Origin of the sequence: Kribbella sancticallisti (assembly GCF_039530625.1) — a bacterium.
In the GTDB taxonomy this organism is placed as follows: Bacteria; Actinomycetota; Actinomycetes; order Propionibacteriales; family Kribbellaceae; genus Kribbella; species Kribbella sancticallisti.
On the sequence record NZ_BAAAOS010000017.1, the window covers coordinates 371,467 to 388,247 of the forward strand.

19 protein-coding genes and 1 riboswitch are annotated in these 16,781 nt (G+C 68.5%); of the genes, 13 read left to right on the top strand and 6 right to left on the bottom strand.

Going from position 1 to position 16,781, the window contains the following annotated elements; all coding sequences use genetic code 11:
* From ABD255_RS09480 to ABD255_RS09510, 7 genes are all read left to right on the top strand, one after another.
* On the top strand, positions 1–450 hold a 450-nt coding region (locus tag ABD255_RS09480), incomplete at its 5' end, for a DUF1304 domain-containing protein (protein WP_344211975.1).
* 66 nt (positions 451–516) lie between these two features.
* On the top strand, positions 517–1,899 hold the full coding sequence (locus ABD255_RS09485; protein WP_344211977.1) for an MFS transporter: 1,383 nt from the start codon (positions 517–519) through the stop codon (positions 1,897–1,899).
* A gap of 97 nt (positions 1,900–1,996) precedes the next feature.
* A riboswitch (cobalamin riboswitch) is annotated at positions 1,997–2,061 on the top strand.
* Positions 2,062–2,114: 53 nt separating this feature from the next.
* Positions 2,115–2,318 carry a CbtB domain-containing protein gene (locus ABD255_RS09490; RefSeq protein WP_344211979.1) on the top strand — a complete coding sequence of 68 codons (204 nt, stop codon included), beginning with the start codon at positions 2,115–2,117 and terminating at the stop codon, positions 2,316–2,318.
* 4 nt (positions 2,319–2,322) lie between these two features.
* Positions 2,323–3,093 (top strand): CbtA family protein, encoded by a 771-nt coding sequence (locus tag ABD255_RS09495; RefSeq protein ID WP_344211981.1) that lies wholly within the window; start codon positions 2,323–2,325, stop codon positions 3,091–3,093.
* The gene (locus ABD255_RS09500; RefSeq protein WP_344211983.1) at positions 3,090–3,644 is read left to right on the top strand and encodes a histidine phosphatase family protein; all 555 of its coding nucleotides are present in this window, start codon (positions 3,090–3,092) and stop codon (positions 3,642–3,644) included. Before ABD255_RS09495 ends, ABD255_RS09500 begins: the two co-directional genes overlap by 4 nt.
* 89 nt (positions 3,645–3,733) lie before the next feature.
* Positions 3,734–4,906, top strand: a complete 1,173-nt coding sequence (locus ABD255_RS09505) for an alpha/beta hydrolase (protein WP_344211985.1) — start codon at positions 3,734–3,736, stop codon at positions 4,904–4,906.
* Positions 4,903–5,271 (top strand): hypothetical protein, encoded by a 369-nt coding sequence (locus tag ABD255_RS09510; protein WP_344211987.1) that lies wholly within the window; start codon positions 4,903–4,905, stop codon positions 5,269–5,271. Before ABD255_RS09505 ends, ABD255_RS09510 begins: the two co-directional genes overlap by 4 nt.
* Positions 5,272–5,278: 7 nt before the next feature.
* On the opposite strand, the gene ABD255_RS09515 is transcribed toward ABD255_RS09510, so the two are convergent.
* The 4 genes from ABD255_RS09515 to ABD255_RS09530 are packed head-to-tail and all read right to left on the bottom strand — an operon-like array spanning position 5,279 to position 7,989.
* Positions 5,279–5,659 carry a VOC family protein gene (locus ABD255_RS09515; protein WP_344211989.1) on the bottom strand — a complete coding sequence of 127 codons (381 nt, stop codon included), beginning with the start codon at positions 5,657–5,659 and terminating at the stop codon, positions 5,279–5,281.
* 22 nt (positions 5,660–5,681) lie between these two features.
* Positions 5,682–6,413, bottom strand: coding sequence for a class I SAM-dependent methyltransferase (locus tag ABD255_RS09520; RefSeq protein WP_344211991.1), 732 nt, complete (start codon positions 6,411–6,413; stop codon positions 5,682–5,684).
* 10 nt (positions 6,414–6,423) lie between these two features.
* A complete protein-coding gene (locus ABD255_RS09525) occupies positions 6,424–7,272 on the bottom strand; it encodes a fumarylacetoacetate hydrolase family protein (RefSeq protein WP_344211993.1) in 849 nt (282 codons plus the stop codon).
* Positions 7,273–7,293: 21 nt separating this feature from the next.
* Positions 7,294–7,989 (bottom strand): GntR family transcriptional regulator, encoded by a 696-nt coding sequence (locus ABD255_RS09530; RefSeq protein WP_344211995.1) that lies wholly within the window; start codon positions 7,987–7,989, stop codon positions 7,294–7,296.
* 146 nt (positions 7,990–8,135) lie between these two features.
* On the opposite strand from ABD255_RS09530, the gene ABD255_RS09535 reads away from it, so the two are divergent.
* Genes ABD255_RS09535 through ABD255_RS09560 form a run of 6 tightly spaced genes read left to right on the top strand, consistent with a single transcriptional unit; the run spans position 8,136 to position 14,850 of the window.
* Positions 8,136–9,233, top strand: a complete 1,098-nt coding sequence (locus ABD255_RS09535; RefSeq protein WP_344211997.1) for a sugar ABC transporter substrate-binding protein — start codon at positions 8,136–8,138, stop codon at positions 9,231–9,233.
* 18 nt (positions 9,234–9,251) lie between these two features.
* Positions 9,252–10,355, top strand: a complete 1,104-nt coding sequence (locus ABD255_RS09540; RefSeq protein WP_344211999.1) for a mandelate racemase/muconate lactonizing enzyme family protein — start codon at positions 9,252–9,254, stop codon at positions 10,353–10,355.
* Entirely contained in the window at positions 10,352–11,437 is a 1,086-nt protein-coding gene (locus ABD255_RS09545) for an ABC transporter permease (protein WP_344212001.1), read from the top strand. Before ABD255_RS09540 ends, ABD255_RS09545 begins: the two co-directional genes overlap by 4 nt.
* Positions 11,434–12,429, top strand: a complete 996-nt coding sequence (locus tag ABD255_RS09550) for an ABC transporter permease (RefSeq protein WP_344212003.1) — start codon at positions 11,434–11,436, stop codon at positions 12,427–12,429. The genes ABD255_RS09545 and ABD255_RS09550 overlap by 4 nt, the downstream gene beginning before the upstream one ends.
* A complete protein-coding gene (locus tag ABD255_RS09555) occupies positions 12,426–13,943 on the top strand; it encodes a sugar ABC transporter ATP-binding protein (RefSeq protein WP_344212005.1) in 1,518 nt (505 codons plus the stop codon). The genes ABD255_RS09550 and ABD255_RS09555 overlap by 4 nt, the downstream gene beginning before the upstream one ends.
* Before the next feature lie 58 nt (positions 13,944–14,001).
* Positions 14,002–14,850 carry an amidohydrolase family protein gene (locus ABD255_RS09560; RefSeq protein ID WP_344212007.1) on the top strand — a complete coding sequence of 283 codons (849 nt, stop codon included), beginning with the start codon at positions 14,002–14,004 and terminating at the stop codon, positions 14,848–14,850.
* On the opposite strand, the gene ABD255_RS09565 is transcribed toward ABD255_RS09560, so the two are convergent.
* Together ABD255_RS09565 and ABD255_RS09570 are read right to left on the bottom strand one after the other, a co-directional pair.
* A complete protein-coding gene (locus tag ABD255_RS09565) occupies positions 14,847–15,602 on the bottom strand; it encodes a hypothetical protein (RefSeq protein WP_344212009.1) in 756 nt (251 codons plus the stop codon). The genes ABD255_RS09560 and ABD255_RS09565 overlap by 4 nt on opposite strands.
* A gap of 67 nt (positions 15,603–15,669) precedes the next feature.
* Entirely contained in the window at positions 15,670–16,713 is a 1,044-nt protein-coding gene (locus ABD255_RS09570) for a DNA polymerase IV (RefSeq protein ID WP_344212011.1), read from the bottom strand.
* Positions 16,714–16,781: the final 68 nt, after the last annotated feature.

The following is a 16,781-nucleotide window of genomic DNA, read 5'->3' on the forward strand; positions in this document are numbered from 1 at the left end:
CTTGAAGGGCCCGGTCAGGCATTGCCTGACCGGGCCCTTCTTATTCGCCGGATCGTGAGCCGCGGGCGGTACGGTTCGCTGGTGAACACGATCGCGCAGATCTTCATCGCCCTGGCCGGTGTCTTCCACCTCGCCGTCTTCGCCCTGGAGAGCCTGCTCTTCAAGAAGCCGAGCACCTACAAGAGGTTCCTGATCCGCACCGAGGCCGACGCGGAGATCGTGCGGCCGTGGGCGTTCAACCAGGGCTTCTACAACCTCTTCCTCGCTCTCGGCGCCCTCGGTGGGCTGATCTTCGGTGGCGACGAGGGGCACGCGATCGCGCTGTTCGCCGCGGCCTGCATGGCCGGCGCCGGGCTCGTACTGATCGCCTCGGACCGCCGGATGGCCCGGTCCGCCGCGCTGCAGGCCGGCCCGCCGATCATCGGTCTGATCCTCGCCGCCGTCCTCTGAACCTTCGTGTGCACTTGAAGTCGCCGGGTTGACTTCAAGTGCACTTCATGTCCGAAGGTGCTCGGCATGACGACTACCGCTGAGCCCCCGACCACCGCGGCAGAACCCAAGCCAGGCAGCGTCCTCGCGCCGGAGTACCGGGCGCTGACGGTCGGGATGGTCGCGCTGATCACCCTGGTCGCGTTCGAGTCCCTCGCCGTCACGACGGCGATGCCGACGGTCGCGCAGGCGCTGGACGGGCTGTCCCTGTACGCGCTGGCCTTCGGCGGGCCGCTCGCGTCCGGAGTGGTGGCGATGGTCGTCTCCGGGACCTGGAGCGACCTGAAGGGTCCGAGCCGCCCGCTCTGGTACGGCACGGCGTGGTTCTTGGCCGGGCTGATCATCGCCGGTGCCGCGCCCTCGATGGAGGTGCTGGTTGCCGGCCGCATCATCCAGGGCTTCGGCGGAGGTCTCGTCACCGTCGCCCTGTACGTCGTCGTAGGTCATTTGTACCCGCCGGCGCTCCGGCCGAGGATCTTCGCCGCCTTCGCGGCCGGCTGGGTGGTCCCGTCCCTGGTGGGTCCCGCGATCGCCGGCCTGATCGTGGAGCACGCAAACTGGCGGATCGTGTTCCTCGCAGTGCCGGCGCTGGCGATTCCTGCCGCGCTGGTGATGCGGCCAGGTCTTGCCAGGGCGAACAGCGGGACGCCGGAGCAGGCACACAGATCACTCTGGGATCGGCGTGCGATGTGGGCGATCGCGGCTGCGGTGGGCGTGGGACTCCTCCACTACGGCGGTCAGCAGCGAGGGATTCTCCAGGGCGTACTGCTGGCTGCCGGGCTGCTCGGTGTCGCGGCCTTCGCGCCCAAGTTGTTGCCCAAGGGAACATTCTCGATGGGTACGGGACTGCCCGCGGTGATCGCGCTGCGCGGGCTCGTGGCGGCGGCTGGATTCGGTGCCGAGGTGTTCCTGCCGCTGATGCTGACCCGCGAGCGTGGGCTCTCTCCGTCCTTCGCCGGGCTGGTGCTCACGATCAGCGCGCTCAGTTGGACCGCCGCCTCCTGGTACCGCGGCAGGCCGAAGCAGCCGTTCTCGCACGCGGTCTTCCTGCAGGCCGGGATGGTCTCGATGGTGCTCGGGATCGCGGCTGCCACGCTGACCCTGAACCCGCACGTCCCCGTGCTCGTCGGCATCCTCGGCTGGGGTCTGGCCGGACTCGGCATGGGTACGGTCTTCCCGACCGTTTCGGTGCTGGTGCTGGAGTACTCCAGTCGCGAGCAGCAGGGCGCGAACACGTCGGCCCTGCAACTCAGCGACTCGTTGGCTACGGCAACCGTCCTGGCGGTGGGCGGCTCGCTGTTCGCCGCGATCGAGCCGCACTCGGCGACCACGGCGTACCTGACCGCGTTCGGGCTGCCGGCCGTGCTCGCCCTGGTCGGCGTGCTCGCCGCGCGACGCACCAGGGCGTAGACCTAACGGGTGGGAAACATCACCGGGTGGGTCCGGTGCGTTGACCCCGGTGGAAGCGGGCCGCTACCTTGCCAGGGACAACCTGCGGTGCCATGAGGGAAACCGGTGAGAGACCGGTACGGCCGCGCCACTGTGAGCGAGCTTGCTCGTGAGTCAGGACGCTCGGGCACCAGCAGCCTTTCGAAGGGGACGCGCACTTCCCCAGGAGGTACCGAATGTCTTCACCCACGCCTGCCCGCACGGTCGCCGTACCGGCCGTTTCGCCGCGGCTGCTCGCGCTCGCTCTGCTCACCGTCGGCGCGCTGCTGATGCTCGCCTACCTGGTCGCCTTCGACCAGGGCGCCATCTCGCAGTCCGGCATGTACCTGCACGAGTTGATGCACGACGGGCGCCATCTCCTCGGCGTTCCCTGCCACTAGCCCGATGCGCACCTTCGGATCGCTCCTGGTGCGCGGACTGATCGTCGGACTCTTCGCCGGCCTGCTGGCCGGAACCTTCGCGTACGTGATGGGCGAGCCCCACATCGACTCCGCGATCGCCATCGAAGAGGCCGCCGGTGCCGCGCACACCCACGACGCCAACGGCAAGGCGGTGCCCGCTGAGCCTGACGAGGAGCCTCTCGTCAGCCGCGACGGTCAGCGTTTCGGCCTGTTCCTCGCCACCACCCTGTACGGCGTGGCGCTGGGTGGCATCTTCGCGGTCGGGTTCGCCCTGCTGCGACGCCGGCTGCGCACGTCCAGCGACTCGTACGCCGCCCTCGGCCTGGCTGCCGCCGGCTTCGTCGGGATCGTGCTCGTGCCGTTCGTGAAGTACCCACCGAACCCACCCGCGGTGGGTGACCCCGAGACGATCACCCAACGAACGGTGACCTACCTCCTGAGCCTGGTGATCGGCCTGCTCGCCGTCTGGGCCGGAGTCGCCGCCTCGCGCTGGGCGGCCCGGTTCGGCGACGCGCCGTGGATCCGGCTCGGCCTCGGTGCGGCGGCGTTCCTGGCGACGGTCGTCGCGGCATACCTGATCCTGCCGTCGATCAACGAGGTTCCGGGGTCGTTCCCCGCTACGCTGCTGTGGCAGTTCCGGTTCGCCTCGCTCGGTACGCAGGCGACGCTGTGGCTGCTGCTCGGATTCGGGTACGCCGCACTGGTGGACCGTCGGAGGACGGCCACGTCAAAGACCGAGGTGGTTGCCGCTTGACCGCGTTGACGCTGATCGCCCACGCCCTCACGCCTGCCCTGCGCGGCCTGGTCCTCGGCGGTGAGGCGCAGCCGGATCCGGCCAGCGTCGACACGGCCCGCGAGGTCAAGATCGAGGCCGACCAGGTGTTCTCCGGCCCGGAGCCGGCCGCCGTACAGACCGCGGAAGCGATCGGCCTGGTCCCGACGGTGGACCCGGCGCTGCGCGACCGCGAGTACGGCGACTGGGCCGGGCGCGAGTTGGAGGAGTTGCTGGCGGCTTCGCCGGAGGAGGTCGGCGCCTGGCTCGAGCGGCCGCACACGGCGCCACCGGCCGGCGAGACCGAGAATGACGTGATCACCCGGGTCGGCGACTGGCTTGGGGACTTGGTCAAGGCCGAGGGCGAAGGCCGTCGCAGCGTGGCGGCCGTAGTACATCCCGCGGTGGTGCGTGCGGCGATTCTGTACGTGCTCGACGCGCCGGCCGAGTCGCTGCGGCACGTCGATGTCCGGCCGCTGTCGGTGGTACGGCTGTCCGCTCACCACGGGTCCTGGTCGCTGACTTTCGGCTGAGAAGGTCTTCCCGTCAGGCGTTTCCGATGTCAGACTGCCGTCACCCGGGGTGAGGCTCGGGTGACCGAGCGCGCTGACGGGGAGTCGCGATGGCAGATCAGCTCGAAGCGCGGTTCCGCGCCGGCCACCGAAAGCTGGTCGCCGCCCGCGACCGCCTGCAGTCCGCGGTGGACTCCGGTACCGCGACCGACCACGAGCGCACCAGGCTCGCGACTGTGCAGGAACTCCTCACTCCGGTCTCCACCGCCGAGCTCGATGCCTCGGGCAACGTCGTCGAGGTACGGCGGTATCGGCAGTTCTACGACGTCGACCTCGAAGGCCAGGGTCAGGCGGTCGAAGTACTGGGTGATCTTTCCCGGGCGCGCGACGTCGCCGTCCTGGTGCCGGGGATGGGCAACAACCTCGAGACCTTCCGCGGCCAGTCCGACCGTGGTGGGCTGATCCGGCATGAGTCTGGGCCTGGAACCGCCGCGGTGGTGTGGCTCGGCTACGAATCACCGCAGGGTATCCCGGCCGCGATGAGCAAGGAGGCGGCTCTTGCCGGTGCTCCTCGACTCGCTCAGTTCCTGTCTGAGGTGGACGCTGAGAAGTCGCCTGGAGCAAACGTCACCTTGATCGGCCACAGCTACGGCTCGGAGGTGGTCGGCCAGGCGCTGCTGCAGGGCGCCCGGCCGGGTCGTGTGGTCCTCACCGGCAGCCCCGGCATCGCGAAGTACGTCGACGAGGCGAGTGACCTGGTCCCGCCGCCCACCCGCGTGTACGTCGAACGCGCGCCGGGTGACTACGTGTCGTACACCCAGTGGCACGGTCCGGACCCGGCGACTTTCCCGGACGCGATCCGGATGGCCACCAATAGCCAACTGGCCAACGACGAAGCGGTGTCGGTGCACTGGCACAACGAGTACTACCGCCCGAACAGCGAGGCTCTGCGCAACATCGGCCGGGTGGTTCGCGGGGATCTCGCCAACATCACCACGACCGGCACGAGCCGTCACCAGGAGACCAAATTGCTCCTTGGCGCGTCCTGGGGCGACGGCCTCAAGAACATCGCCGGGGCTGCGTCGAAGGTGTATGACGGAGTTGTGTCCGTGAGCCGGCCTTCCCGTGAGGCAGCCCGGCGGGCTGCCGGGGAGACAGCCCGGGGTGCCGGGGAGGCCCGGGGTGCCGGGGAGGCGGCCCGGCACGCTGCCGGCCAGGACGGCGCTCGGATCCGTTCCCGATCATCCGATCCGACGAGGCGACGAGGAGGACCCGCGCGATGACCGATGCGAGGGAGTTCCTCCGCGAAGAACTGCTGGCGGTCGCGGCGATCGTCGTGCCGGGTCAGCGGGGGGTCGTCACGCATGATCCTGGTCCGGTGAATCCCGGCGCGTTGTTCGACGGTCGAGGTCCGGCGACGGTCTGCAGCATCACCGTCGAGACCGGGAGCCCGAAGTCTGACCCCGCGTCCGCGGTCGCCGCCGCTGCCGACGCTCTGCAGTCTCGCGGCTGGACCGCCGAGATCGCTCCGGAGGAGAACGGGCATCACCGAGTAGTTGCTTATCGCAATGGCTTCGACGTCGCTGTCCATGCCTGGGCTACTGACTGGCGAATCACCTTCACCGGCCAGACACCCGAGCAAACGTAGTACGAGCTCAACTACTGGTAGCGGCGCGTTCGGCCGCACTGCGGAGTACGCAGAACTCGTTGGCTTCGGGGTCGAGCATGACGACGAAGCCGGTGCCGTCGGGTTCGCGGTGGTCGTGGGCGATGGTGGCGCCGAGAGTGAGGAGCCACTCGACTTCCTCGTCGCGGGAGCCGTCGGGTTCGAGGTCCAGGTGGACTCGGTTCTTGGCAGCTTTGGTGTCGTTGTTCTGTTCGAAGAGAAGTTTGACCGAGTCGGTGTTGACCGCGGCGTACGGGTCGCCGGGCTCGTCGTCGGCGGGGCGCTCGGCTCGGAGTACCTGGAGCCAGAAGCCGGCGAGCTTGTACGGGTCGTGGGCGTCGAACGTCACGGTGCGGACAACGGAAGTCATGGGGCGAGCGTGGCGCAGATGCTCAAGCTGCCGCTACTGGTTTCTGGAAGAAGAGACAGGCGCCGGGCACTGCCGCGGTCGGGTCGATCACGACCTGGGCGTGGAGGGTGAAGCCGGCTTCCGCGGCCAAGGCGGCCAGTTGGTCGGGCTGCCAGCGGTAGACGTCCAGGGACATGGGGTGGCCGCCGTAGCCGGAGTCCTTGTGGCTGTGGGTGTCGCCGACGTGGAAGCCGACGAGGAGGCGCCCGCCGGGTGTCAGCACGCGGTGGAACTCCGCGAACGCGGTCGGGAGGATTTCGCGGGGGAGGTGAACGATGGACCACCAGGAGAGGACGCCGGCGAGTTCGCCGTCCTTCAGGTCGAGGTCCGTCATCGAGCCGACCGCGAACTCCACGCCTGGATGGTCGCGTTGAGCGATCTCGATCATCCCGGGCGACAGGTCGACGCCGAAGGCGGGCAACCCGAGCGAGTGCAGCCGAGCGGTCACCCGCCCCGGCCCACACCCAGCATCGAGCACCCGCCCAGACACTTGCCTGGCACCGAGCACCTGCCCGGCATCCGGCACCAGCGCCGCGCCGAGAACACGCTCAGCCGAGGCATCCGCTTCGCCCGCGTCAGTCCGCAGTACCAGCTCAGCGAAGGCGGTGAGCATGCTGCTTTCCCACGGCTCGCTGGGCCGGACCAAGTCGGCGTACGACTCCGCGACGGTGTCGTATGAGGTACGGATGCCTTGCAAGTAAGAGCCGTCGGTCACCCGCCAGAGACTAAGCCTTCCCGAGGGTCTGCTTCTGCCTCCCCAAGCCCTGGATCTCGCACTCGACGGTGTCGCCGGGCGACAGGTACGGGAAGCGCCCGGACAGCGCCACGCCCTCAGGAGTGCCCGTGTTGACGATGTCACCCGGATCAAGCGTCATGTACTGCGACAGATCGCGAACCAGCGCGGCCGCCGAGAAGATCATGTCGCGCGTGTTCGAGTCCTGCCGGATCTCGCCGTTGACCCAGGACTTGAGGTCCAGGTTCTGCGGGTCGACCTCGTCGGCGGGTACGAGCGCCGGGCCGAGCGGGTTGAAGGTCTCGCAGCACTTGCCCTTCGACCACTGGCCGCCCGACACCTCGAGCTGGAGAGCGCGCTCGGACACGTCGTTCGACACGGTGTAGCCGGCGATGCACTCGAGCGCCTCCTCGTCGGAGGACAGGTACCGGGCGGTCTTGCCGATCACCACGGCCAGTTCCACCTCCCAGTCGGTCTTGGCGGAGCCGCGGGGGACGAGGACGTCGTCGTTCGGGCCGACGACGGTGTTGGGGTGCTTGAAGAAGACGACCGGGTTCTTCGGCGGTTCGGCGCCGGACTCGGCGGCGTGGGCGGCGTAGTTCAGGCCGACGCAGACGACGGCGGCCGGCCTGGCGATCGGCGCGCCCACGCGGAGGCCCTCGGTCGAGGCGACCGGCAGCGAACCGGCGACCAGCGCCGCGCGGGTGCGGCCGATCCCGTCGGAGCCGAGGAAGGCGCCGTCGATGTCGGCGGTGACGGAGGTCAGGTCATAGACGGTGCCGTCGGCGTCGCGCACGTACGGGCGCTCCTCGCCGACCGCGCCGAGGCGCAGCAGTTCCACAGACTTCTCCTCAGACGAAAATCACTCTTGATCGAACACGGGCCGCAACCGGGCCCGGGACGCTTCGATGTGGGTACGCATCGCGGCGGCCGCCTCCTGGGGATCGCCCTTGCGGACGGCCGCGACGATGGTCTTGTGCTCGCGCAGTGCTTTGGTCGCGATGCCGCCGCCGTAGTACAGGCGGAACAGGTGGAGGTGACAGTGCGTCCGGGCGAAGGACTGCCGGGCGGTCTCGTTGCCGGACAGTTCCAGCACCAGGTCGTGGAACCGCTGGTCGTGCGCGGCCATCGCCTTGTAGCTGTCGTAGTCCGGCCGGTCCGGGACGTCGGTGTAGCTGAGCATCTCGTCCTTGAGCCGGGCCAGGTCGTCCGGCGCGGCCCGCTCGGAGGCGCGGCCGGCGGCCCAAGGCTCGATGTGCAGGCGGTACTCGAAGAGGTCCTCGAACTCCGCTCGGGTCAGCCGGGAGGACACCCGGTAGCCGCGCAGTGGCTCCTTGATCACCAGGCCATCGGACTCCAGCCGGGCCAGCGACTCCCGGATCGGCGTCTGCGAGATGCCGAGTTCGCGGGTCAGGGCGTCGATGTTGAGCCGGGTGCCCGGCTCGACCACGCTGTCCATGATCAGGCCCTTGACGGTCTCGTAGACGTCGTCGCTCAGCACCTGTCGCTGGGGCAGGCGCGCGAGCTGCCCCGCCAGACCCACATGCGCATCTGTCACAGTCGCTCCTCCCGAAGCCCCCATCATGCCCGACCCGCCCGGCCACGGTGTGCACAGTCGTTATGAGTACAAGCCTTGACGCCACCAGTGTGAAGCGGCAGCATCAGCTACGCAATATCCTATAGGATCTTTGAGGAGCCGGTTCCATGACCGTTCATTCGTCGCTGTACCGGAAGACCGCCGTCGGGCTGGCCCTCGTTGCGCTGGCCGCGACCGGCTGCAGCACCAAGAGTTCCAACGACGCCGCGGGAGGCACCGCTGGTGACGACGCCTCCACCGGTACGTCGACCGGTCCGGTGGAGCTGAAGGACGGCTCCAAGGTGAAGCTGGCGCTGATCCCGGGCGGCGCGCACCCGTACTTCCAGCCCTGGAAGACCACCGCCGAGCTGGACAAGACCGACTTCAAGCTCGGTGGTGTCACCTTCAACGAGACCGGCGAGTGGGATCAGGGCAAGCAGAACAACGTGATCAACTCGCTGGCCGCCCAGGGGTACAACGCGTTCGGCATCTTCGGCGTGTCGCCGACCGACATCAACTCCACCTTCGAGGACCTGAAGGCGAAGGGGTTCGCGGTCGGCTCGCTGGCCTCCTGCCCGGCCGGTGACACGAACTCGGCCGACTTCTGCCTGTCCACCGACGTGGAGGCGGCGGCGTACAAGGCGACCAAGGCGACGATCGAGGCGATCGGCGGCGAGGGCACGATCGTCCACCTGACCGGCAACAACGTCGACTCGAACACCCAGCGCCGGATCGCCGGCGTGAAGAAGGCGATCGGCGAGACCGGCGGCAAGGTGACCGAACTGCCGGTGATCACCGACATCGACAAGGACCTGCAGACCGCGCAGAAGGCGGTCGCCGACCTGCTCGCCTCGAAGGGCAAGGAGATCAAGGGCATCGTCACCACCGCCTACAACCCGGCGGTCGCCGCGGCCGACGGTGTTGCGAGCAGCAAGCTGCCGATCAAGGTGGTCGCGATCGACGACGACGCCAAGATCCTGTCCGGGATCAAGTCCGGCGGCGTCGCCGCGACCGTCACCCAGAACCCGGTCGGCCAGGCGTACGTCGGCGGCTGGCTGCTGGCCCTGCTCGGCTCCAAGCAGTGCACGATGAAGACGCCCGGCGTGATCGTCGACTCCGGCTCGTTCGTCGTCACCAAGGCCAACGTCGACAGCTACGACACCGAGCGCAAGGCGAAGACGACCGAGCTCCAGAAGGAATTCGCCGGTCAGCTGTCCTGCTCGTGACGCGGATCCCCCAGACAGGTGCGTATCTTGCCTAAGACAACCATCAGCCGGGCCGAGGCCTTCCTCGTCGATCTCGAGGTGGAGACCGAGCGGACCGACGCGGTGCAGGCCTTCCTCAAGCAGGAGACGGTCTTCGTCGAGCTCGAGACCACCGACGGGTTCGTCGGCCTCGGCTACTCCTACACGATCGGCACCGGCGGTACGGCGGTCCTCGCGATGCTGCGGGACCACCTGCTGCCGCGGCTGATCGGCGCGGACGCCCGCAACGTGGAGGCGATCTGGTTCGACCTGTTCGCCTCCAACCGCGCCACCACGGTCGGCGCGATCACGTCGCTCGCGCTGGCCTCGGTCGACACCGCGCTGTGGGATCTGCGCTGCCGTCGCGCGGACGAACCTCTGTGGCGGCTGGCGGGCGGATTCCGCCGGCGCGTGCCGCTGTACGACACGGAGGGCGGCTGGCTGCACCTGACAACCGACCAGTTGGTTGCCGGGGCCCTCGCGTCCCAAAAGGCGGGTTGGCCCGGGGTGAAGTTGAAGGTCGGCAAGCCTCGCGTGCACGAGGACCTGGAGCGGCTCAGCGCAGTACGGGATGCGGTTGGGCCGGCGCTCGACATCATGGTCGACGCGAACCAGTCGATGACGTACGCCGAGGCGAAGCGGCGCGCGAAGGCCTTCGAGCCGCTCGACCTGAGCTGGTTCGAGGAGCCGATGCCCGCCGACGACCTGAGCGGACATGTCCGGCTGGCCGAGTCCACCTCGATCCCGATCGCGGTCGGCGAATCGCTGTACTCCGTGTCGCAGTTCCGCGAGTACGTCGCGTCCGGTGCGGCCGGGATCGTCCAGGTGGACGTGGCCCGGGTCGGCGGCATCACCCCGTGGCTGAAGGTGGCGCATCTGGCCGAGACCTTCAACCTCGAGGTCTGCCCGCACTTCCTGATGGAGATCCACGTCAGCCTGACGGCCGCGGTACCGAACGGGCGGTACGTCGAGCACATCCCGCAGTTGCGCGCGATCACCTCGACGGAGATGGAGATCGCCGACGGGCACGCGGTCGCCCCCGACGAGCCCGGGCTCGGGATCGACTGGGACCGCGACGCGATCGACGACCGGCGGGTCTCGTGAGCGCACCCGTCTCGGAGACCGCGACCGCGGCCCTGCAGGAGCCGGAGACCCCGGTCGAACCGCCGCGCGGCGGGCGGACGCCCTGGTGGGCGAACCAGCGGATCGGCCTGCTCCTCCTGGTGGTCGCCCTCTCGGCACTGTTCGGGATCCTGCGGCCGGCCTTCTTCAACCAGCAACTGGTCGTCTTCCCACTGCTGCGCGACATCGCGATGTTCACCGTGGTCGGCCTGGCCCAGATGTGCGTGCTGTCGATCGGCCACATGAACCTCGCGGTCGGCCGGATGGCCGCGTTCTCGATGATGATCACCGGCATCTCCTACGACCTGTGGCACTTCAGCCTGTACGCCGGACTGGTGGTCGGCCTGGTCGCCGGTACTGCGATCGGCGCGCTCGCGGGCTGGGTGATCGCGCGGACCGGGGTGAACTCGTTCGTCGTGACGCTGGCGCTGGACTTCCTGCTGCTCGGCATGATCCCGCTCGTCTACACCAGCCTGACGGAGAACGCCGCCTTCGTCACCAAGCCGGACGGGATGCGGGAACTGCGCAACTACTCGCTCGCCGACGTCTGTATCGGCAACGTCTGCGGCTCGCCCGCGGTGCCGCAACTGGCCATGTTCGCGGTGATCGCGATGATCGTGGTCGGCTGGATCTACAGCCGGACGAAGCTCGGGCGTGAACTGCTGATGACCGGGACGTCGCTGAAGGCCGCCGAGCTGTCGGGCATTCCGACCGCCCGCCGGGTGATCACCGCGCACGCGATGTCGGGCTGCCTGGCCGCGCTGGCCGGGTTCATGCTGGCCGTCAGCACCGGGTCGATCAAGGCGACGATCGGCGAGGAGTTCATGCTGCCGTCGTTCCTCGGCCCGATCCTGGGCGGCACCCTGCTGGCCGGCGGGTTCGTCTCGATCTGGGGCACGCTGCTCGGGACCGCGCTGACCACGGTGATCCGGAAGGGCCTCGACCTGCTGGGCGTCGGACTGGAGAGCCTGAACATCTACCTCGGGCTGATCCTGCTCGTCGCGCTGTCGACGGACCGGTTCCGAACAGTGTTGTCCGACCGGCAGGGGGTGCGAGAACGATGAGGCGCTTCGCCCGAACCACCGAGATGACGTTGCTGGTCATCTGCGTGGTCTTCTTCATCGGTCTGGTGATCGCCTCGCGCGGGGACCTGCTGGAGGCGAATTCACTGAGAGTGCTCCTTCAGTTCCTGGCGGTTCCGGTGCTGATCGGGTTGGCTCAGATGGTGGTCTTAGCCGTGGGTCAACTCAACCTCGCCGTCGGTGCCGTCGGCGGTTTCGCCGCGTGCGCGATGGGCGTGCTGATGGCCGATCACGGCGTGCCGGTTCCGCTGGCGTTGCTGATCGGCTTCCTGCTCGCCTCGGCAGCCGGCCTGCTGAACGGTCTGCTGGTGGTGCTCACCCGCATCAACGGCTTCATCGTCACCCTCGCGACCATGACCGTGCTGCTCGGCGTCCAGTACCGCCTGGTCGGCACGCGCACGGTCGACGGCTATCCCCAGGGCCTGAAGGACTTCGGCTCGTACGCCGTGTTCGGGGTGCTGCCGCTGATTTTCCTGGTGGCCCTGGTGGTTGCCGCGCTGCTCGCGGTGATGCTTCGCCGTACGGTGCCTGGGCGGCAGTTGCTTGCCTCGGGTGGGAACCCCATCGCCGCAAGGCTTTCCGGGATCTCCAACGACCGGTCGGTGATCCTCGCGCACACGTTGTCGGGCGCGATCCTCGGCGTCGCCGCGATCCTGACCGTGGCCTCGTCGCCCGGGGTGAACAAGAGCATCGGCGGTGACTGGCTGCTGCCGAGCTTCGCGGCGCCGATCATCGGTGGTGCGTTGCTGACCGGTGGCTCGGCCGTGGTGCTCGGGACTGTGCTGGCCGCCTTCATCGTGCGCTTCGTCGACACGGCCCGGGCGGAGTTCTCGCTCGAGCCGAGCTGGGTGAACTTCGTCGTCGGGACCGTGGTGCTCGGCTCGGTCGTGCTCGGGCAGGTCCGCACCCGCCGGCAGGAGCGGCGTACGGTCGTGAAAGCGCCGGACGCGGCCGTGGCCGGAGGTGTTTCATGACGCTGTTCGAAGCCTCCCAGGTGGACAAGCTGTTCCCCGGCGTCCGGGCGCTCGACGGAGTGACGCTGAAGCTGGAAGCCGGGTCGGTGCACGCGCTGCTCGGTGAGAACGGCGCGGGCAAGTCCACGCTGATCAAGGTGATCACCGGGCTCTACAAGCCGGACGGCGGGCGGTTGCTGCTGGACGGCTCGGAGGTCCAGTTCGGGTCGCCGCACGAGTCCGCCTCCGCGGGGATCGGCGTGGTGCACCAGGAGCGCAACCTGATCCCCGGCTTCACCGTCGGCGAGAACATCCTGCTGCAGAAGCTGCCGACCTCGCGCGGGCTGGTGGATCGCGCGGCGATCCGGTCCGAGGCGAGGCGATGGCTGGCCGAGCTGGACTTGGACATCGATCCGGACCAGCCGGTGACGGAGTTGTCCGTCGCGCAGGCTCAGTTGGTCGAGATCGCGAAGGCGTTGTCGGTGGAGAGCCGGGTGCTGCTGCTCGACGAGCCGACCGCCTCGATCACGCCGAACGAGGCCGAGCGGCTCTTCCGGGTGGTCGACAAGCTGAAGAACGACGGCCGCTCGGTGCTGTTCGTCAGCCACAAGCTCGAAGAGGTCTTCCAGATCTGCGACACCGTCACCGTGCTGCGGGACGGTTCCTCGGTGCTCGAGTCCGGGGCGCTGAGCGAGCTGACCCGCGACCAGGTTGTCGACCTGATGGTGGGTCGCGTCCATGAGGCGCTGACCCTGCCGCCGCGGACGGTTCCTTCCGACGTGGCGCCCCTGCTCGAACTGTCCGGAGTCGGTACTGCGACCGGCCACGCGGGCGTGGATCTCAGCGTGCGGCCCGGCGAGATCGTCGGTCTCTACGGGCTCGTCGGCGCCGGTCGGAGCGAGCTCGCCAAGGCGCTGCTCGGGCTGGACCGGATCACCGCCGGTGAGGTGCGGGTGCGTGGTGAGGTGGTGCGGATCAAGAACGTCCGCGACGCGCTGAAGACGTACAAGATCGGCTACGTCACCGAGAACCGCAAGGAGGAAGGCGTCTTCCTCGAGCAGTCCGTCAGCCGGAACATCGCGGTGACGGTATGGGACCGGCTCCGCAAGGCGCTCGGGTATGTGCCGGCCAAGGCGGAGACCGCGATGGTCGCGGACTATGTGGAGCAGTTGGGGATCAGGATCGCCTCACCCGCGCAGTTGGCCGGGACGTTGTCGGGCGGCAACCAGCAGAAGGTCTCGCTGGCGAAGTGGCTGGCGGCGAAGACCGAGATCCTGATCATCGACGAGCCGACGGTCGGCATCGACGTACGGACCAAGGACGCGTTCCACACGCTGATCTGGGATCTCGCGGCGAACGGGCTGGCGATCCTGCTGATCACCTCGGACCTGCCGGAGATGATCACGCTGGCCGACCGGGTGGTGGTGATGCGGGACCACCGGGTCCAGGGCGAGGTGGCCAACGACCACGACTACGACACGATGAGCCAGCGAGTGATCCGGCTGATCCACGCGGAAGGACTGGAACCGGTATGACGGACGGCGTTGTGAGGCCGGGACGGGTTCGGTCGGCTGCGGACGGGATGAGGACGGCATGAGTGGGCGGGTGGACGCGCATCATCACATCTGGGATCTGAGCGTCCGGGAGCAGTCCTGGATGGTCGGGCCGGAGCTTGATCCGGTGCGGCGGAACTTCTCGATCGACGATCTCGCGCCACTCGCGGCCGCTGCCGATGTCACGTCGACCGTGCTGGTCCAGACGGTCGGCGTCCCGGCGGAGACGCCCGAGTTCCTGGAAGTTGCTGCTGGCACCGAACTGGTGGCGGGCGTGGTCGGCTGGGTGGACCTGACCGCGCCGGATGTCGCGGATGCCCTGGCCGGGTTGAAGGATCGGCCCGACGGTGAGTGGCTGAAGGGGATCCGGCACCAAGTGCACGATGAGGAGGACCCGCGCTGGTTGTGCCGGTCCGACGTACGGGGCGGGCTTGCGGCGGTTGCCGAGGCGGGGCTCGTCTATGACCTGTTGACGAAGACGCCGCACCTGCCGGCCGCGGTGGAGACCGTGCAGGCGTTGCCGGAGTTGTCGTTCGTGGTGGATCACATCTCGAAGCCGGTGATCGGTGGAGAGCTGGAGCCGTGGGCGTCGGGGCTTCGGCAGTTGGCCGCTCTGCCGAACGTGTCCTGCAAGTTGTCAGGCATGGTGACCGAGGCGTCATGGACCGACTGGAAGGTGTCGGATCTGCGGCCTTATGTAGACGTGGTGCTTGATGCGTTCGGGCCGGAGCGGGTGATGTTCGGGTCGGACTGGCCGGTGTGCCTGCTCGCGGCGTCGTACGGCGAGGTTGTGCAGGCGGCGGTCGAACTTACGTCAGGGCTCGACAACACCGAGCGGGATGCGGTCTTTGGTGACACCGCTCGGCGCGTCTATGACCTGACGTCCTAGGGGAGCCTGATGAAGTCGGCCGTGGCCTTGTCGGTGATCGCTTTGAGGGCTGCGGCGTCCTGAGGGCGACCGCCTGCGCTGAGCTGGAAGAGAGTGTGAGGCTGATCGTTGAAGGCGACGAACCGTTCGACGACCAGCCGTTGACCGCGGGCCGGCTCCAGGTAGGAGTAGGTCAGGGTCGTGTGGTGGAAGACCACGCCGCTGAACGCCGGGTTCGTTGCCTTGGTGCTGCCGTTGACGCGGGAGATGAGTTGGAAGCCCGGCACTGACTGCACGCTCCGGTACTTGCGGTCGGCGAGCGTCTTCACCGGGTCGTCGGTCGCCCAGCCGTTCACGCGCAGATTCCACAACTTGTTGGCGCTGCTGAAGCGAACCTCGAAGGTCGACAGCTTCGCCATGCTCCAGTCCTTGGGTGCCTGGATGACGATCCCCATTTCGGTCTTCGGATCGCCCCAGTTCCTCTGCACATAAGAAACCCGCTCCGCCGCCAACGCCGGCACCTGGCCTGCAGCTTCAGGCGTGGTCCCGGGGGTGGCGCCGCTCCCGAGCGTGCCGCCGGTTCCCGTGCCGCCGGTTCCCGTACCGCTGGTTCCCGTACCGCCGGGCGTCTCGCCCGTTCCGGGCGTCGCCCCGGAGTCGCCGGCCGCGGGCGGGACGGCTGCGGGCGCGCCGGCCGCGGTGCAGCCAACTGTTACTGCGGCGAGTAGGACAGCGCCGGCTGCGGCGGCGAGTGCGGAGCGGCTGAGGTTCATCTGCGTCCCTGGGGTTCGGACGGTCTGGTGACCGCGGCAGGTCTGACGCCGGGTGGGGGCAGGAAGTTCAGTCGGTGGCGAACTCGACGCGGACGCCCAGCAGGCGGACCGGGCGGCGGAGTTCGAATTTCTCGAGCAGGACCAGCGCCGCCGCGGCGATCACCTCAGGATCCTGGGTGATCTCGGGCAGCTTGCGGCTCTTGATCGGAGTGTAGAAGGACGTGAAGCGCACCTTCACCGCGATCCGCTGGATGCTGCGCCCGTCGGCCACCACCTCGCGTGTCACCTCGACCGCGATCCGCCGGAGTTCGCGCTCGATCTCGGCGCGCTCGGCGAGGTCGGTGGCGAACGTCTCCTCGTGGCTGCGCGACACCGGCTCGCGCGGTACGTCGGTCACCTCGGTGTCGCCGAGTCCGCGCCCGAGCGCGAGGTACCAGGTGCCCATCTTCGGACCGAACCGCTTCTTCAGCACCTCGAGATCGGCCGCCGCCAAATCCGCCACGGTGAACAGGCCCAGTTCGTTGAGGTTCTGCGACATCCGGCTGCCGATTCCCCAGAGCTCCCGGACCGGTCGATCGTGCATCACCTCGGCCCAGTTCGCCGCGGTCAGCCGGTAGATCCCGGCCCCGGAACCGCTGTCGCGTTTACCGAATCCGGTGGCGAGTTTCGCCCGAACCTTGTTGTCCCCGATCCCGATCGAGCAGGACAAACCGGTCCGTTCCAGCACCGCCGCCCGCAACTGCTCAGCCAGTTCTTCCGGATCGTCGGTCGAGGCGCCGACGAAGCACTCGTCCCAGCCCCACACCTCCACGATCACCGGGAACTCGCGCAGAATGTCCATCACCTCGGCGGACGCCGCCTCGTACGTCGCGTGGTCGGTCGGCAGGAACACCGCCTGCGGGCACCTCTTCGCCGCGGCCCGCAGCGGCATCCCCGAGTGCACCCCGAACTCACGCGCCTCGTACGACGCGGTGGCGACCACCTGGCGAGCCTGGCTCGGGTCACCCGAGCCGCCGACCACCACGGGCAGCCCGCGCAGTTCGGGGTGCCGCCGGATCTCCACTGCCGCAAGGAACTGGTCCATGTCGACATGGAGAATCCACCAGCTCATACCTCAGGGGTATCACAGACGGCAGAACAGGTCTTGGACCGCGAGTGCCGACCGCAGGGAGGCTGGAG

What these genes read in the sequence shown, in the direction of transcription:
- ABD255_RS09485 (WP_344211977.1), top strand. Translation starts at nt 517, where the DNA reads ATGACGACTACCGCTGAGCCCCCGACCACCGCGGCAGAACCCAAGCCA.
- ABD255_RS09490 (WP_344211979.1), top strand. Translation starts at nt 2,115, where the DNA reads ATGTCTTCACCCACGCCTGCCCGCACGGTCGCCGTACCGGCCGTTTCG.
- ABD255_RS09495 (WP_344211981.1), top strand. Translation starts at nt 2,323, where the DNA reads ATGCGCACCTTCGGATCGCTCCTGGTGCGCGGACTGATCGTCGGACTC.
- ABD255_RS09505 (WP_344211985.1), top strand. Translation starts at nt 3,734, where the DNA reads ATGGCAGATCAGCTCGAAGCGCGGTTCCGCGCCGGCCACCGAAAGCTG.
- ABD255_RS09510 (WP_344211987.1), top strand. Translation starts at nt 4,903, where the DNA reads ATGACCGATGCGAGGGAGTTCCTCCGCGAAGAACTGCTGGCGGTCGCG.
- ABD255_RS09515 (WP_344211989.1), bottom strand. Translation starts at nt 5,659, where the DNA reads ATGACTTCCGTTGTCCGCACCGTGACGTTCGACGCCCACGACCCGTAC.
- ABD255_RS09535 (WP_344211997.1), top strand. Translation starts at nt 8,136, where the DNA reads ATGACCGTTCATTCGTCGCTGTACCGGAAGACCGCCGTCGGGCTGGCC.
- ABD255_RS09550 (WP_344212003.1), top strand. Translation starts at nt 11,434, where the DNA reads ATGAGGCGCTTCGCCCGAACCACCGAGATGACGTTGCTGGTCATCTGC.
- ABD255_RS09555 (WP_344212005.1), top strand. Translation starts at nt 12,426, where the DNA reads ATGACGCTGTTCGAAGCCTCCCAGGTGGACAAGCTGTTCCCCGGCGTC.
- ABD255_RS09560 (WP_344212007.1), top strand. Translation starts at nt 14,002, where the DNA reads ATGAGTGGGCGGGTGGACGCGCATCATCACATCTGGGATCTGAGCGTC.
- ABD255_RS09565 (WP_344212009.1), bottom strand. Translation starts at nt 15,602, where the DNA reads ATGAACCTCAGCCGCTCCGCACTCGCCGCCGCAGCCGGCGCTGTCCTA.
- ABD255_RS09570 (WP_344212011.1), bottom strand. Translation starts at nt 16,713, where the DNA reads ATGAGCTGGTGGATTCTCCATGTCGACATGGACCAGTTCCTTGCGGCA.